This is a genomic window from Pseudomonas putida (assembly GCF_002906855.1).
Lineage (GTDB): Bacteria > Pseudomonadota > Gammaproteobacteria > Pseudomonadales > Pseudomonadaceae > Aquipseudomonas > Aquipseudomonas putida_N.
The window spans coordinates 589417-605544 of record NZ_MINI01000048.1 but is presented as its reverse complement, the minus strand read 5'-3'; the positions used below and the strand labels follow the sequence as shown (position 1 = coordinate 605544).

Annotated in this window: 15 protein-coding genes and 1 riboswitch; of the genes, 10 read left to right on the top strand and 5 right to left on the bottom strand. The window is 63.2% G+C overall.

Going from position 1 to position 16128, the window contains the following annotated elements; all coding sequences use genetic code 11:
• The first annotated feature begins 116 nt into the window (after positions 1-116).
• A complete protein-coding gene (locus BGP85_RS25510) occupies positions 117-701 on the top strand; it encodes a YajG family lipoprotein (RefSeq protein WP_054887481.1) in 585 nt (194 codons plus the stop codon).
• A gap of 70 nt (positions 702-771) precedes the next feature.
• Here BGP85_RS25510 and BGP85_RS25505 read toward each other — a convergent pair whose 3' ends face one another.
• Positions 772-978, bottom strand: coding sequence for a hypothetical protein (locus tag BGP85_RS25505; protein ID WP_060484531.1), 207 nt, complete (start codon positions 976-978; stop codon positions 772-774).
• Between the two features lie 160 nt (positions 979-1138).
• On the opposite strand from BGP85_RS25505, the gene BGP85_RS25500 reads away from it, so the two are divergent.
• Positions 1139-1399, top strand: a complete 261-nt coding sequence (locus tag BGP85_RS25500; protein WP_103445694.1) for a hypothetical protein — start codon at positions 1139-1141, stop codon at positions 1397-1399.
• Between the two features lie 37 nt (positions 1400-1436).
• On the opposite strand, the gene BGP85_RS25495 is transcribed toward BGP85_RS25500, so the two are convergent.
• The gene (locus tag BGP85_RS25495) at positions 1437-2606 is read right to left on the bottom strand and encodes a 1-acyl-sn-glycerol-3-phosphate acyltransferase (protein WP_082433693.1); all 1170 of its coding nucleotides are present in this window, start codon (positions 2604-2606) and stop codon (positions 1437-1439) included.
• A gap of 123 nt (positions 2607-2729) precedes the next feature.
• Between BGP85_RS25495 and BGP85_RS25490 the strand changes: the two genes are divergently transcribed.
• From BGP85_RS25490 to BGP85_RS25475, 4 genes are all read left to right on the top strand, one after another.
• A complete protein-coding gene (locus BGP85_RS25490; RefSeq protein WP_027918329.1) occupies positions 2730-2912 on the top strand; it encodes a CPXCG motif-containing cysteine-rich protein in 183 nt (60 codons plus the stop codon).
• A complete protein-coding gene (locus tag BGP85_RS25485) occupies positions 2912-3172 on the top strand; it encodes a putative signal transducing protein (RefSeq protein WP_103445693.1) in 261 nt (86 codons plus the stop codon). The genes BGP85_RS25490 and BGP85_RS25485 overlap by 1 nt, the downstream gene beginning before the upstream one ends.
• 15 nt (positions 3173-3187) lie before the next feature.
• Positions 3188-3808 carry an SOS response-associated peptidase gene (locus tag BGP85_RS25480; RefSeq protein WP_103445692.1) on the top strand — a complete coding sequence of 207 codons (621 nt, stop codon included), beginning with the start codon at positions 3188-3190 and terminating at the stop codon, positions 3806-3808.
• A gap of 79 nt (positions 3809-3887) precedes the next feature.
• On the top strand, positions 3888-4703 hold the full coding sequence (locus BGP85_RS25475) for a M48 family metallopeptidase (protein WP_103445691.1): 816 nt from the start codon (positions 3888-3890) through the stop codon (positions 4701-4703).
• Positions 4704-4742: 39 nt separating this feature from the next.
• On the opposite strand, the gene BGP85_RS25470 is transcribed toward BGP85_RS25475, so the two are convergent.
• The 3 genes from BGP85_RS25470 to BGP85_RS25460 form a co-directional block, all read right to left on the bottom strand.
• Positions 4743-5324, bottom strand: a complete 582-nt coding sequence (locus BGP85_RS25470; RefSeq protein WP_181004450.1) for a TMEM165/GDT1 family protein — start codon at positions 5322-5324, stop codon at positions 4743-4745.
• Between the two features lie 90 nt (positions 5325-5414).
• Positions 5415-5536, bottom strand: a riboswitch (yybP-ykoY riboswitch).
• Between the two features lie 39 nt (positions 5537-5575).
• A complete protein-coding gene (locus BGP85_RS25465; RefSeq protein WP_103445689.1) occupies positions 5576-6574 on the bottom strand; it encodes a class I SAM-dependent methyltransferase in 999 nt (332 codons plus the stop codon).
• Between the two features lie 64 nt (positions 6575-6638).
• A complete protein-coding gene (locus BGP85_RS25460) occupies positions 6639-7604 on the bottom strand; it encodes a 2-hydroxyacid dehydrogenase (RefSeq protein ID WP_103445688.1) in 966 nt (321 codons plus the stop codon).
• A gap of 162 nt (positions 7605-7766) precedes the next feature.
• Here BGP85_RS25460 and BGP85_RS25455 point away from each other — a divergent pair, with 162 nt between their 5' ends.
• From BGP85_RS25455 to BGP85_RS25430, 4 genes are all read left to right on the top strand, one after another.
• Positions 7767-9449, top strand: a complete 1683-nt coding sequence (locus tag BGP85_RS25455; protein WP_103445687.1) for a fatty acid--CoA ligase — start codon at positions 7767-7769, stop codon at positions 9447-9449.
• A gap of 328 nt (positions 9450-9777) precedes the next feature.
• Positions 9778-11664, top strand: a complete 1887-nt coding sequence (locus BGP85_RS25445; protein ID WP_103445686.1) for a DUF1302 domain-containing protein — start codon at positions 9778-9780, stop codon at positions 11662-11664.
• Positions 11665-11688: 24 nt separating this feature from the next.
• Entirely contained in the window at positions 11689-13053 is a 1365-nt protein-coding gene (locus BGP85_RS25440) for a DUF1329 domain-containing protein (RefSeq protein WP_103445685.1), read from the top strand.
• Between the two features lie 252 nt (positions 13054-13305).
• A complete protein-coding gene (locus tag BGP85_RS25430; protein ID WP_103445683.1) occupies positions 13306-16023 on the top strand; it encodes a LuxR C-terminal-related transcriptional regulator in 2718 nt (905 codons plus the stop codon).
• The last annotated feature ends 105 nt before the right edge of the window (positions 16024-16128 follow it).

Below are 16128 nucleotides of genomic sequence, written 5' to 3'. Positions count from 1 at the left end.
CGCAAGGATAAGGGCACGGCCATGAAACGATTGTGACAAGCGGGCGGGGCCGATGACTGGTCTGTGCCTGGCTGGGTATACTGTGGGCCTTTGCCGTATTTTCTGGAGAAACGCGCATGTTGCAACGTCTGTTGTTCGGTTTGATTGCCGTGGCCAGCCTCAGCCTGGTCGGTTGTGCCCACAGCCCGCAACAACTCAGCCCGCAACCCACGCTCAAGGCTCAGCTCGCACCGGTCGGCCACGGCCAGCCGGTAGTGGTCAAGGTGGTCGATGGGCGTGCTTCGCAGTCCCTGGGCACCCGTGGAGGCATGTACCCTGAAACCAGCACCATCAGCGTCAGTGGCAATGATGTCGTGCCCAAGCTGCAGGCCCAGGCCGAAGCCGCCGTGCGCCTGCTCGGCTTCACCCCGACGCCTAACGCCTACAACGCACCGCAGCTGACCGTGACCCTGGCTGAACTGAAATACCAGTCGCCGAAAGACAACCTGTACGTAACCGAGGCCACCATCGGCGCCACCTTCCGTGCCGATGTGCAGAATGCCAGCCGCCGTTACAGCGGCCGCTACGGTGCTTCGCTGGACCAACGCTTCGGCATGGCGCCGAATCAGGACACCAACACCCAGCTGGTGGGCGATGTACTGAGCGATGCGTTGACCCGCCTGTTCAAGGACCCGACTATCGGTCAGGTGCTGGGCGAGTAAGCCTCACGCTGCAAACGAAAAACCCGCTACCTGAGCGCCAGGCAGCGGGTTTTTTGTTGTCTGCACCCACCTAGGCGGCTTCGATGTGGAAATCCAGCAAGCTGACGCCGGTGCTTGCATCCACCTCGGGCAGATCCTCGTGCACATGTCCACCCAGCGCGCAGTAAACCAGCCACTGGCGGTCCTGGACATTGATGGCAAAACCATCGATCAACGCCTGCTGCTCATCGCTCTGAGCTACGAGATAGAGGCGGTCCTGGTTTTCGGCGTGCAGCATCAACAAGCTCCGGTACGGGAAAAGGCCGATAGAGTGGCCTGCCCTGATGACGAGCATGTTACAGATGAAATCAAGTGACACTTTGTCGCCCAGGCCGGGCGGACGGGTCGGACTCCGGTAGAATGCCGAGCTTCGCTGTGGCTATGACCGAGGTTGCGTGATGTCGTTGCAAGTGCTCTGGGGCTTTCTTTCCGCCCACCCTACCAAGCTGATCAATCTGCTGGCGCTGTTGCTGACCTGCCCTGGCGGGTTGCTGCTGCAGAATGCGCGGCGGCGTGAGGCGACCGGTCGGGAGAGCCTGGCAGTGGAAGAGGGGGCGGTGGATGCCTTCGACCAGCGAGTGCCGCGCTACTACTACATCCTCGGGTTTTCCTGCCTGGCCATGGCGTTGCTGCTGTCATGGTTCAGCACCTGGATCTGAAACGCTTGGGGCCGCATTGCGGCCCCAAGCGGATTGATCAGGCGACAGGCGCCTGCTGCTTGACCTGATACTGGTTGCGCACCGGCGTCGCATACTGCAACACCAGGTACGGCCGCTGTTCCTCGGGGCAGGCATCCAGGCGGCGCTGCCATTCTTCCCTGGCCTTGGCCAGCTCTTCGGCCGGGAACACCTTCTCGGCGCTAGGCACCTGCAGTGCCTCGTCCTTCTCGCTCCACATCGCATAGGCCAGGTAATGCACCGGGAACAGGCGGTAGCCGCCGAGGATCTGCCGGTCGGTTTCCTGTGCCAGCTGCTTGGTGTCCTCGTAGTACTCGGTCACTGGCGGGGCGAAGTTGATGTGCACCCGGCCTTTGTAGCCTGTGATGCCCTTGGCGATGCTGTTGTCGTCCTCGCCCGGTGCCTTCTTGTAGGTGCCGGTGGTGGCGCGGATATACAGCTCGCGGGCCTTGGCCTGGTCGCAGGGGTCGTATTCGTAGCTGATCGACACCGGGATCAGGTTCAGGCTCTGGATCACCGCGCCGAACGGCTCGTCCTTGCGGCTCATGTGGAACATCTTGAGGATTGCCGAGTCGGTACGGTCATCACCGTCCTTGGCGCGGCCTTCGGCCTGGGCGATCCAGATCGACGTGCCGTCATTGCGGATCGAGTGGTTGATGTAGGCCGAGAGCAACTGGTAGGCCGCGAGCTTTTCGCGGCGGCCGCTGATCGAGCGGTGCACGATGAAGCTTTTGTTCAGGCGCATCATGTCGCTGACGAACGGCTTCTGCAGCAGGTTGTCGCCGATGGCGATGCGCGGAGTCGGCAGGCCGGCGTGGTACACCGCGTAATTGACGAAGGCCGGGTCCATGACGATGTCGCGGTGGTTGGCCAGGAACAGATAGGCAGTGCCCGACTTGAGCTGTTCGACGCCGGAGTAGGTGACGCCGTCGGTGGCGCGCTCGATGGTCTGGTCGACGTAGTACTCGACTTTGTCCTGCAGGGTCGACACACAGGTGACACCGGCAAATTCCTTGCGCAGGCGCCGGGCGATCAGCGGCTTGAGCAGCCAGCCGAGGGCGCCGGCCGCGCGCGGGAACTTGAAGTGGGTGAGGATATCGAGGAATGCCGGGTCGCTGAGCAGGCGTGCCAGAACGGCAGGGACCTCAGCATCGTCGTACGGTCGGATGGCATCGAATTCGCCCATCATGCTCTCTTGTTGGAAACGGCTAGGGTAATAAGGTAAGGGGTGGGGCCCGAAAAACGGCTCGTGCACACGCAAGCCCTGTAAACAGACCGGCAATTATACGCACAAGTCACCTCGGAGGCCGCGATGCTCGAACAAGCGTTCTACGATTGCCCTTATTGTGGTGAAGAAGTTGAAACGACAGTGGACCTGTCCGGCGGCGACCAGGAGTACATCGAGGACTGCCAGGTGTGCTGCAAGCCTATTCGCTTCGTGCTGCAGGTTCATGGCGACGAATGGATGCTGGATGTCTACGGTGAGAACGACTGATGCGGCGGATCTACGAACCGGAAAACCTGCTGGAGGCCGAAATGCTGCTGGGCATGCTTGTCAGCGAGGGCATCGAAGTGCACCTGGTCGGCCGCGACCTGATCGGCGCTGCTGGTGAGTTGCCGTTGCAGGGGCTGCTCGGGCTGGCGGTGCCCGACCAACAGGCCGAATACGCACGGCAACTGATCGATGCGTACAATGGTGCCGAGCCGCTTGTCGGCGACGAGCCGGAGAGTCATCCCGGTACCTTGATCTGCTAGGTTCTGAAATCGCCCATGTGTGGACGTTACGCCCTGTTTCGCTGGCCCCAGGCGCTGGCCAGTCTGCCGGGCTTTCCTGCCGGCCAGCCAGCCCAATGGAATATCTCGCCCGGTGCTTCGGTGCTGATCCAGCGCCAGCTCGACGGCCAGCAGCAGCTGGCCAAGGCGCGTTGGGGGCTGACCCCCGCCTGGCTCACCGACCTTTCGCGCACTCCCGCCCATGCCCGGGCCGAGACCTTGGCCGAGCAGCCGATGTTCCGCGAAGCGTTTCGCCAGCGCCGTTGCCTGATGCCGGCCAACGGTTTCTATGAGTGGCGCGGCACGGTGCGTAAACGGCCTTACTGGCTGACGCCGGGGGAGGGCGCCTCGCTGTATTTTGCCGCCGTGTGGGAGGCCTACCCGGTGCAGGACCAGGTGTGGTTGAGCTGTGCAGTGGTGACCCAGGCCGCGATGAACCAGCGCCGGCCGCTGATTCTCGACGAAGCCGGCAAGGCCGCCTGGCTGGACCCAAGCACACCATTGCCGCGCTTGCACGAGTTGCTCGCCAGCCCGCCAGCGACGCTACGCGAGCGGGCCTTGGCGAACTTCGTCAATGACCCGAAACTGGACGCGCCAGAGTGCCTGACCCCCGTCTAGATAAAATCTTCCCTGCGGCTATGGCGGGTTACGGGCGACTCAGCCTAGGATACGGCGCATGTAAAAAGGGAGTGTTTTGATGCGTAAGTCTTTTGTTGTCAGCCTGTTGAGTGCTGGCATCCTGCTGGCCGGCTGCCAGGCGGTGAATACCACCAGTGGCGGTGCTGTCGGCGTCGAGCGCCAGCAGTACATGTTCAGCATGCTCTCGACCGACGAGGTCAACCAGATGTACGCCCAGTCGTACCAGCAGACCCTCGGCGAGGCGTCGAGCAAGGGCGTGCTGGACAAGTCCAGTGCCGATGCCAAGCGGGTGCAGGCCATCGCCAGCCGGCTGATCGCCCAGGCGCCCAAGTTCCGCCCTGATGCAGCGCAATGGAACTGGGAAGTCAACGTCATCAAGAGCGACGAGCTCAATGCCAACTGCGGGCCGGGTGGCAAGATCATCGTGTACACCGGGTTGATCGATCAGCTCAAGCTCACCGATGCGGAAATCGCCGCAGTGGTTGGCCACGAAATCGCCCACGCCTTGCGCGAGCACAGCCGTGAAGCCATGTCCAAGGCCTACGGCGTGCAGATGGCACGCCAGGGCGCAGGAGCATTGCTTGGCCTTGGCCAGGACAGCATGGCGCTGGCCGACGCCGTGGTGAACTACTCCATGACCCTGCCCAACAGCCGCGCCAACGAGAACGAAGCCGACTTGATTGGCCTGGAGCTTTCGGCGCGAGCCGGTTATGACCCGAATGCCGCGATCACCTTGTGGAACAAGATGAGCAAGGCTTCGGAAGGCGCACCGCCAGAGTTCATGAGCACTCACCCGGCGTCCAGCAGCCGGATCGCCTCGTTGCAGGCGGCGATTCCGAAGGTGATGCCGCTGTACGAAGCGGCCAAGCAGTAAAACCGATAGGGGGCCGCAAAGCGGCCCCAGCTTTTCAGGTCATCCCACCCAGCCACTGGTCTTCATCGCCGAGTACACGGCCACGATCGCCAGCACGAAGAACGCGGTCGCTGCCAGGCGACGAATCAGCGTCAGTGGCAGTTTCTCCGCGGCGAAGTTACCCGCCAGCACCACCGGCACGTTGGCAATCAGCATGCCCAAGGTAGTCCCGACGATGACCAGGATCAGGTGTGGATACTGGGCAGCCAACATCACCGTTGCGACCTGGGTCTTGTCACCGATTTCGGCCAGGAAGAAGGCGATCAGCGTGGTCAGGAACGGGCCGAAGCGGCGGGCCGGGTTCTCGTCATCGTCCATCTTGTCCGGTACCAGGGTCCACAGCGCGGTGGCGGTGAAGCTGGCGGCAAGAATCCAGTGCAACACCGACTCGGTGAAGAAGCTGCCGACCCAGGCACCCACGGCACCGGCCGCGGCATGGTTGGCCAAGGTGGCGGCAATGATGCCGGCGATGATTGGCCAAGGCTTGCGGAAGCGTGCGGCGAGGATGAGCGCGAGCAATTGCGTCTTGTCGCCGATTTCGGCCAAGGCAACGATTGCGGTGGGGACCAACAGAGATTCCAGCATCAGGATTCCTACGGGGGCGGGTCGACTCGGCTATGACACGTACAGCCTTCCCGCCCCGGGTAAGGTGTGCGTGTCATAGGTCTTGTCAAACCGAGGACCTGTCTGCGCAGGTCGCTGGGTCGCACGCGCCATGGCCTGTGGGCCAAGTATGTTGACGCGTACCGGGCGAGCAGGGCGCTCGCGGGAGACTACTCCCCTAGGACGGTGCGGATTCTGCCTAGCCGAAACCGTTTCGGCAAGCCCTGTTTTTATCCGCGTGTTGCGCGATAGATGCGGAAGCCATCGGCTTCGGCGCAGGTCTGGCAATTGCCCAGGGCACCTTCGATCAGTGGTTGATAGCGCAGGAAGCTATTCGCCACAAGGCGCATTTCGCCACCTTTTCGCAGATGTTGGCCGGATTTTTTCAGCAGGTTTTCCGATGCCTGGTAATTGGTGTGCACCCCGGTGTGGAACGGTGGGTTGCTCAGGATCAGGCTCAGGTCGGCGGGCGCGGCATCAATACCATCGCCGCTGATGACTTCGCCTTCCAGGCTGTTGGCTGCAAGGGTCAGGCGACTGGCTGCCACGGCGAAGGCATCGACATCCAGCAGGGTGACCCGGCTCTGTGGATAACGACGCTTGACCGTGGCACCGAGCACGCCAGCGCCGCAGCCGAAGTCAAGCACATGGCCGACCGGCAAGTTGTCCAGGTGCTTGAGCAGCAGGGCGGTGCCGCGGTCGAGGCGGCCATGGCTGAACACCCCCGGCAGGCTCACCACCTGCAGTGGGCCATCTTCGAGTTCGAGCGTGAAGCGCTCGGCCAGGCTATCCAGCGGTTTGGCTCGCGGGGCATTGTCCACGGTCACCTGCCACAGCTGGCAGTGCCGCGCGCTGTCGAGCTTGCGCGGCTTGCCGAAAGCTTGCAGCTGTTTGGCCGCGCCTTCGATGCCGCCACGCTTTTCGCCCACCAGGTACAGCTCGCGGCCCGCCAGGCCGGATGCCAGGGCATTGAGCAGGTAGGCCGCCAGCTCGCGGGACTTGGGCAGGAACAGCACGGCCGTCTCGAAATCGACCGGCGGTACATCGACGCCGTAGTGGCTGCGCCCGGTGAAGCGGCTGTCGAGCATGGCCTGGTCACCGGCATGCCAAGTCCAGCCATGGGCCTGGGGCAGTTGCCCGAGCAGGCCGTCGGCGGGGGCGCCGGCGAGCAGCAGCGGGCCCTGGAACAGCTCTGCCTGGCGGAGCAACACTTCACTGCGCGGGTCCATGGACGACGCCTCCTGAAAAAAGTGGCGCAGTGTAGCAGAGCCGGGCGCGCGACTGAGCGGGCGCTCAGCTGACCACGCGGCGTGGCTGGCCTTCGAAGAAGGCCTTGGCGTTTTCGCTGAGCTGGCCGACGATGCGTTGGCGCGATTCCACCGCGCCCCAGGCGCTATGTGGGGTGATCAGCAGCCGCGGGATGCCTTTTTCCAGCAGCGGGTTGCCATGGACCGGCGGCTCGACGCTCAACACATCGGTGGCCGCGCCGCCCAGGTGACCGCTGCGCAAGGCGTCGGCCAAGGCCTGTTCGTCGATCAGGCCGCCGCGGGCGGTGTTGACCACCAGTGCGCCTTTTTTCAGTAGTGCCAGTTCGTGGGCACCGATCATGTGCCGGGTATGCTCGTTGAGCGGGCAGTGCAGGGTCAGCGCGTCGACCTGCGGCAGCAGTTCATCCAGCGCCAGGCGATCGTCACGGGCCGGGCGGCCAGGGATCTGCCCGCTCAGCACGCGCATGCCGAAGGCTTCGGCCAGCCGTGCCACTGCACCACCCAGTTCGCCATGGCCGAGCAGGCCGAGGGTCTTGCCTTCCAGTTCGACGATCGGGAAATCCAGCAGGCAGAACTGGCTGGCCTTGGCCCACTCACCGTCTGCCACCGCCTGGTTGTAGTCGCACAGGCGCGTGGCCAGGGCCAGCAGCAGGGCGAGGGTGTGCTGGGCCACCGACGGCGTGCCATAGCCCTGGCAGTTGCAGACGGTGATGCCTTGGGCGCGGGCAGCGGCCAGGTCGACATTGTTGGTGCCGGTGGCGGCCACCAGGATCAATTTCAGCTGCGGGTTGGCGGCCAGCGCGGCGGCATCGAGCATGACCTTGTTGCTGACCACTGCGACAGCGCCCTGCAGGCGTTCGGCGACCTGTTCCGGGCGGGTGGCGGCAAACAGCTCGAATTCGTCGAACTGCTGCTGCAACGGCGACAGGTCAAGGTCGCCAAGGTCCAGGGATTGGTGGTCGAGAAACACGGCACGGCGCAAGCTGGGCATCAGGGAAGCTCCGGAGGCAGGGCAGGGGTTGATCCATCTCCCCGCACAATGCCACTCATACCTTGCGCCGCCAAATCATTCCTTCGGCTGATTTGACCGTCACATTGAGCTACTACAGTAGATCCAGACTTGTTCGGCATGCTTTTCAGAAAAGGGATCACCATGTTGCAGACCCGCATCATCAAGCCCGCCGAGGGCGCCTATAACTTCCCTCTGTTGATCAAGCGCCTGCTGATGTCTGGCAGCCGCTACGAAAAGACCCGCGAGATCGTCTATCGCGATCAGCTGCGCCTGACTTATCCACAGCTCGCCGAGCGTATCGCCCGCCTCGCCAACGTGCTGACCGCAGCCGGGGTCAAGGCCGGTGACACCGTGGCGGTGATGGACTGGGACAGCCACCGTTACCTGGAATGCATGTTCGCCATCCCGATGATCGGCGCGGTGGTGCACACCATCAACGTGCGCCTGTCGCCCGAGCAGATCCTCTACACCATGAACCACGCCGAAGACCGCTTCGTGCTGGTCAACAGTGATTTCGTCGGCCTCTATCAGGCCATCGCCGGGCAATTGACCACGGTCGACAAGACCCTGCTGATCACCGATGGCCCGGACAAGACCGCCGACCTGCCGAACCTGATCGGCGAATACGAGCAACTGCTCGCCGCCGCCAGCCCACGCTACGACTTCCCGGATTTCGACGAGAACTCAGTGGCCACCACCTTCTACACCACCGGCACCACGGGCAACCCCAAGGGCGTCTACTTCACCCACCGCCAGCTGGTGCTGCATACCCTGGCCGAAGCCGCAGTGACCGGCAGCATCGACAGCGTGCGCCTGCTCGGCAGCAACGACGTGTACATGCCCATCACGCCGATGTTCCACGTGCATGCCTGGGGCATCCCCTACGCGGCCACCATGCTCGGCATGAAGCAGGTCTACCCGGGCCGCTACGAGCCGGACATGCTGGTCAAGCTGTGGCGCGAAGAGAAGGTCACCTTCTCGCACTGTGTGCCGACCATCCTGCAGATGCTGCTCAACTGCCCGAATGCCCAGGGCCAGGACTTCGGCGGCTGGAAGATCATCATTGGCGGCAGTGCCTTGAACAGCTCGCTGTACAAGGCCGCGCTGGCCCGCGGCATCCAGTTGACCGCCGCCTACGGCATGTCCGAAACCTGCCCGCTGATTTCCGCCGCGCACCTGAATGACGAGCTGCAGGCCGGCAGCGAGGATGAGCGTGTTACCTACCGCATCAAGGCTGGCGTTCCGGTGCCATTGGTGGAAGCGGCGATCATCGATGGCGATGGCAACTTCCTCCCGGCCGATGGCGAGACCCAGGGCGAACTGGTGCTGCGTGCGCCGTGGCTGACCATGGGTTACTTCAAGGAGCCGGAAAAGAGCGAGGAGCTGTGGCACGGCGGCTGGCTGCACACCGGCGACGTCGCCACCCTCGACGGAATGGGTTACATCGATATCCGCGACCGTATCAAGGATGTGATCAAGACCGGCGGCGAGTGGATCTCCTCGCTCGACCTCGAGGACCTGATCAGCCGTCATCCGGCGGTGCGCGAAGTGGCGGTGGTCGGGGTGGCAGACCCGCAATGGGGCGAGCGCCCGTTCGCCTTGCTGGTGGTGCGTGAAGACAAGGCGATCGATGCCAAGGCGCTGAAGGAGCATCTCAAGCCTTTTGTCGAGGAAGGACACATCAACAAGTGGGCCATTCCCAGCCAGATTGCCGTTGTTACTGAAATTCCCAAGACCAGTGTCGGCAAGATCGACAAGAAGCGTATCCGCCAGGACATCGTCCAGTGGCAGGCCAGTAACAGCGCCTTCCTGTCTACGTTGTAACCCCGCTGCGGGGCGCGCACGACGGTGTGTGACCCGCATTCTAGACCGCTTTAGGCCTTGCCAAACGAAAAAAATCGGCCATGCTTCAGCACGGCCGATGCGCTACCCGGGAAACACCGGGGCGATTTGGCAGCGGGTGCGCAAATCACACTTTAGAGGGATCAAGCACCTGAGCCTGCTGGCTATAGTCGGGGCCAGGGGATCTTCAGGAATGGGGAGAGCGGTACGCGCAAGACGTGCCGCTGCAGGGCAAACCTGCACACCGGTCGCTCGGGCCGTTTCTGAAAGGACTCACTGCCATAACAATAAAGTACATGGAGTAGCGTCGATGAAATCTGCAAACCTGTTCTGGCGCCGGGCCAAGCTGCCCTTGGCCGTCAGCCTTGCTTCCACGCTCGCAAGTCCTGCTTTCGCTGTCAGTTTCAACATTGGTGAAATCGAAGGCCAGTTCGACTCGTCGCTCTCCGTCGGCGCCAGCTGGTCCACTGCCAACCCCAACCAGAACCTGATCGGGGTCAACAACGGTGGCAAGGGCCTGTCGCAAACCTCCGACGACGGCCACCTGAACTTCAAGAAGGGCGAGACCTTTTCGAAGATCTTCAAGGGTATCCACGACCTTGAGCTGAAGTACGGCGACACCGGGGTGTTCCTGCGTGGCAAGTACTGGTACGACTTCGAGCTGAAGGACGAAAGCCGCGAATTCAAGGACATCAGCGACTCGGGCCGCAAGGAAGGTGCCAAGTCGGCGGGTTCGCAACTGCTCGACGCCTTCGTCTACCACAACTACTCGATCGGTGATCAACCGGGGTCGGTACGTCTGGGCAAGCAGGTGGTGAGCTGGGGTGAGAGCACTTTCATCGGCGGCGGCATCAACTCGATCAACCCGATCGATGTGTCCGCGTTCCGTCGTCCGGGGGCGGAGATCAAGGAAGGCCTGATTCCGGTCAACATGTTCTACATCTCGCAGAGCCTGACCGACAACCTGTCGGCCGAGGCCTTCTACCAGATCGAGTGGGACCAGACCGTCGTCGACAACTGCGGCACTTTCTTCTCCCAGCCCGATATCATCGCCGACGGCTGCACCGACAACCTGCGCGTGCTCAACAGCAGCCGCACGGTGCCGGCTGCTGCCCAGCAATTCCTGGCCACTCAAGGCGTAAACATCAACCAGGAAGGTGTACTGGTAGCTCGCGGTGCCGACCGCGATGCGCGTGACAGTGGCCAGTTTGGCGTCGCCATGCGCTACATGTTCGAGCCGCTCGACACCGAGTTCGGCGCCTACTTCATGAATTACCACAGCCGCGCGCCGATTTTCAGCGCTACCGGCGCTTCGCCGTCGGTATTCGCCAACCTCAGCCGGTTGCCGGCGCAATTGCGTTCGCTGGCGCCGCTGATCGTGGCAGGCAATTCGAAGTACTTCGTCGAGTACCCCGAGGACATTCGCCTGTATGGCTTGAGCTTCTCCACCACACTGCCCACGGGTACCGCCTGGAGCGGTGAAGTCAGCTACCGGCCGAACGCACCGGTACAACTGAACACCACCGACATTCTGTTCTCTGGTGTACGCCCGATTGGTGGCGCGCTGAGCAATGCTTCCTTGCTCACCGGTACGCCAGGCGAAGACCTGCACGGCTATCGTCGCAAGGAAATCACCCAGTTCCAGACGACCCTGACGCACTTCTTCGACCAGGTGATGGGCGCCAGCCGCATGACCGTGGTCGGTGAACTGGGCGTCACCCATGTGGGTGGCCTGGAGAACGCGCACGATACCCGTTACGGTCGTGACCCGGTATTCGGCCCTGGCCCGCTGCCCGCAACCGGCGGCGCCGACACCTGCCAGGCGCTTAACGCCAGCACCATCGCTGGTGCCGGCGCCGGTGCTTCGACCGCCAACCTCAACCGCAAGTGCGAGAACGACGGCTACACCACCAGCACCTCCTGGGGTTACCGCGCCCGGGTCATCTGGGACTACAACGACGTGTTCGCCGGGGTCAACCTCAAGCCCAACGTGGCCTGGTCGCATGACGTCTCCGGTTACTCGCCGGGCCCTGGCGGCAACTTCGAGGAAGGGCGCAAGGCCGTCAGCCTGGGTCTGGATGCCGAGTATCAGAACACCTATACCGCCAGCCTGTCGTACACCAACTTCTTCGACGGCAAGTACAGCACCGTGGATGATCGCGACTTCGTCGCTCTCAGCTTCGGCGTGAACTTCTAAGAACACTGATCCAGGAAGACACAGATGAACAAGACCAGAAGTCTGCTGCAAGCCGGTGTACTGGGCCTGTCCCTGCTGGCGACCAGCGTCATGGCTGCGGTTTCCGCCGATGAAGCGGCAAAACTTGGCAGCACCCTGACCCCGATGGGCGCGGAAAAGGCCGGCAACGCCGATGGTTCGATCGGCCCCTGGGAGCCACTGTCGAAGACCGCAGGCAGCGTCGATGCCAAGGGCTTCCTTGCCGACCCCTATGGCAGTGACAAGCCGCTGTTGACCATCACCGCGCAGAACGCCGATCAGTACAAGGACAAGCTCTCGCCGGGCCAGCTGGCCATGCTCAAGCGCTACCCGGACACCTTCAAGATCCCGGTCTACAAGACCCACCGTGGCTCCACGGTGCCTGACGATGTGTTCGCCGCGATCAAGAAGAACGCCACCGCGACCACCTTGGTCGAAGGCGGCAACGGCCTGAACAACTTCCAGACTGCCGTGCCTTTCCCGATCCCGAAAAGCGGCCTGGAAGTGATCTGGAACCACATCACCCGCTACCGCGGCGGCAGCGTCACCCGCCTGGTTACCCAGGCCACGCCGCAGCAGAACGGGTCGTACAGCCTTGTGTACTTCCAGGACCAGTTCGTGTTCCGCGACCGGATGAAGGACTACGACCCGAACAACCCGGGCAACATCCTGTTCTACTTCAAGCAGGAGGTGACTGCTCCGGCTCGCCTGGCCGGTACCGTGCTGCTGGTGCACGAGACCCTCGACCAGGTCAAGGAACCGCGCAAGGCATGGATCTACAACGCCGGCCAGCGCCGTGTGCGCCAGGCCCCGCAGGTGTCGTACGACGGCCCGGGTACCGCAGCCGATGGCCTGCGCACTTCGGACAACCTGGATATGTACAACGGTGCGCCAGACCGCTACGACTGGAAGCTCGAAGGCAAGAAGGAGATGTACATCGCCTCCAACGCCTTCAAACTGGATGACCCCAAGCTCAAGTACGCCGACATCCTCAAGGCCGGGCACATCAACCAGGACCTGACCCGCTACGAGCTGCGCCGTGTCTGGCACGTGGTCGCGACGCTGAAGCCGGGCCAGCGGCATATCTACGCCAAGCGTGACTTCTACATCGACGAAGACACCTGGCAAGCTGCGGTGATCGACCAGTATGACGGCCGCGGCCAGCTGTGGCGCGTGTCCGAGGCCCATGCCCAGCCGTACTACAACGTGCAGGTGCCGTGGTACACCCTTGAAGCCATCTACGACCTGCAATCGGGCCGCTACCTGGCCCTGGGCATGAAGAACGAAGAGAAGCGTGCCTACGACTTCGGCTTCAGTGCCAGCAAGGCCGATTTCCAGCCAGCCGCCCTGCGCCAATCGGGTATCCGCTAAGCTGAAAACCTGCAACTCCGTGTGACCCTCCCAGAACGCCCCGGCTTGCCGGGGCGTTTCTGTCTGGCCTGCCGATAAGGCCGATGAATACCTCGCCAAAGCCCCGCATCAGCCGCTGTCCATCAGCCATGTTGCTTTTTGTCGCAGTCTTTTCCAGGCAAGTGGCGCCCATCATCTTCAAATGCGTTGCATTACCCGCTAGTCTCGCAAGCATCCGTACCGCCGTAGTCTTCCCAACAGAACGAGCCGGCCATGACAGATCTGTCCCGTACGCATGGATTCGCCAGCCAGGCCCTGGGCTTGCTGGACGGGCGCTTCTTCCGGCCGCCACAGCCGGAAGGCCACGTGCCGCGTGCTCATCTGTGTCAGCGACTGCAGAGTGGCCTTGGCGGGCGCCTGCTGTTGGTCAACGCCCCCGCAGGCTTTGGCAAAAGCTCCCTGGCCATCGAATTCTGCGAGTCGCTTCCGAGCCATTGGCGCAGCCTCTGGCTCGGCCTGAGCCAACGGGATGCCGACCCCGGCCGCTTCCTCGAACGCCTGCTCGAAGGGCTGCAGCAGTACTGCCCGGCTTTGGGGGGGCAAGCCATGGGCTTGCTGAAGATGCGCCAGCGCCATCAACCCTTTGCGTTCGAAGAGTGGATCGACAGCTTGCTCGACGAGTTGGCGCTCTACCTCCAGGCCGATACGCCTTTGCTGCTGGTGCTGGACGACTACCACTTGGCCCAGGGTCCGGTACTCGATCGCTGCCTGCAGTTCTTCCTCAATCACTTGCCCGCTGGCCTGGTACTGCTGGTGACCAGCCGCCAGCGCCCGGATTGGCACCTGGCGCGGCTGCGCCTGTCGCGCCAGTTGGTCGAGCTTGGCGAGCAGGATCTGCGCCTGACAGCGGACGAATCACTGGCGGTGATCGGCCGCCAGCCCACGGGGCTGCGCGGTCAGGCGCTGGATAACCTGATTCTACGCAGCGATGGCTGGGTGGCCGGGCTGCGCTTCTGGCAGTTGGCTGCCAGCGAATCCGGTGACGAGCATGCCTTGCCCCAGGCCCTGCACGGTGGTGAAGGGCTGATCCGTGATTACCTGCTGGAAGAAGTCATCGTGATGTTGCCGGCGGACGTGCAGGCGTTCCTGGTCGACACGGCTTGCCAGGAGCGCTTCTGCGCGGCGCTGTGCGATGCGTTGCGTGACCGTCACGACAGTGACGCGATCCTGCGTTACCTGCAGGCGCATCAGGTGTTTCTGGTGCCGCTGGACGAGCATGGCCACTGGTATCGCTACCATCACCTGTTTTCCGACTTGCTGCGCAGCCGCCAGTCCAGCGAACCGCTGGCGCGCCTGCACCTGCGTGCCTGCCGCTGGTTCCAGGCCCAGGGGTTGCTCGACGAGGCGGTGGAACAGGCGTTGCGTGCCGGCCATCTGGATGTTGCAGCCGACCTGGTGCAAAGCCTTTCCGAAGAACAACTGCTGGCTGAGCAGAACGTCGGCATGCTGTTGCGCTGGAAGATGGACCTGCCCGACAGCCTGCTGATCAGCACGCCGCGGTTGATCGTGCTGTACAGCTGGGCGTTGGGCCTGGCCTGCCAGCTGGATGCCGCAGAGGAGCTGGCCGGTTACCTCAGTCGTTTCTTGCCCGCCCCTTCAGCCACTGCCCAGAAGTCGATGCTGGCGCAGTGGCTGGCCCTGAGCGGGGTCATTGCCCGTGGCCGGGGCGACCGCGAACGGACCCTGGCCTATTGCGGCGAAGCGCTGCAGAGCCTGCCGAGCAAGCGCTATGGTCAACGCTTGGTGTGCCTGTCGACGCTGTCCAACCTGGCCATTGCCGACGGCGACTTCTGGCGTGCCCGTGGCTGGAACCGCGAAGCGCTGGAGTTGGCGCAACGTGTCGGCAACCCGTTGTTCGAGGCGCTGGCGCATTACGATCGTGCGCGGGTGCTGCATGCCCGCGGCGAGGTGTTGCGGGCGCTGGATGAAGTGCGCCAGGGGTTGCAACGCCTGCACGGGTTGTCGGCCCAGCGGCTGTACGCGGTGCGGGCTCGGCTGACCCTGTACGAGGGCTACCTGCTGGTGGCGCGCCTGCAACCCGCGCAAGGGCGCGCACGTTTGCGTGCAGGGCTGGGCGAGGCGCGCGCCTGTCGCGACATCAGCGTGCTGATCGGCCATTGCGTGATTGCTTCGCTCGATGGCCGTGAAGGCCAGTATGCCGAGGCGTTCGCCGAACTGGCCGAGGCGGAGCGGCTGATGCACATCTGGGATGTGCCACCGATCTTCTACCTGGCAATGATCACCCTGGTGAAGTGCGAGCTGTGGCTCGCGCAGGGACGTATCGACCTGGCCGAGTCCTGGTTGCTACGCCTGGGGCAGACCTACGGCGGCGAGCACCCTGCGGCGGCCCCAGAGTTTCACCCTTTGCTGCCGTTGCATATCGAGCTGCAGCAGGCCCTGCTTGAGCGTGTGCAGCAGCGCAGCGAAGACGCCGTGGCGCGTCTGTGCGCGTTGGCCGAACGCGGGCAGGCAAGTGGCGGCATGATGCTCACTCTGCACGCACTGTCGCAGTGGGTCGACCTGCTGTTGAGCGAGGGTCGTGAAACACAGGCAGCGCAGCTGTTACCCATGGCGTTGAGCGCAGCCCGGGGCGGGGTGGTGCAGCCTTTCCAGCGACTGATCGAATTGCACCCTTCGTGGTTGCGTGAGCAACTACTGGCGCAACCAGCCTGCCAGGCCCAGGCCGAACTGCTGGCGCGTCTGCCAGAGCCTGTGGCACTTACATGCAGTGCCACTGAAGCATTGAGTGGTCGCGAGCTGGCGGTGCTCGAGTTGATCGCCCAGGGCTGCTCCAACCAGCAGATCAGCGAGCGGCTGTTCATCTCCCTGCATACCGTCAAGACCCATGCCAGTCATATCAACAGCAAGCTGGGGGTGGAGCGTCGCACCCAGGCAGTGGCACGCGCCAAGTCGTTGGGCTTGCTGGCCTGAAGCTGGCCGCAAGGGGCATGGCACGGTAAAATGATGGCGCAAAGCCATGGTTCCGTTAGCGAGTGAGTGCGCTGCATTCTCCACCCTCATCTTTCCTGACCGGCT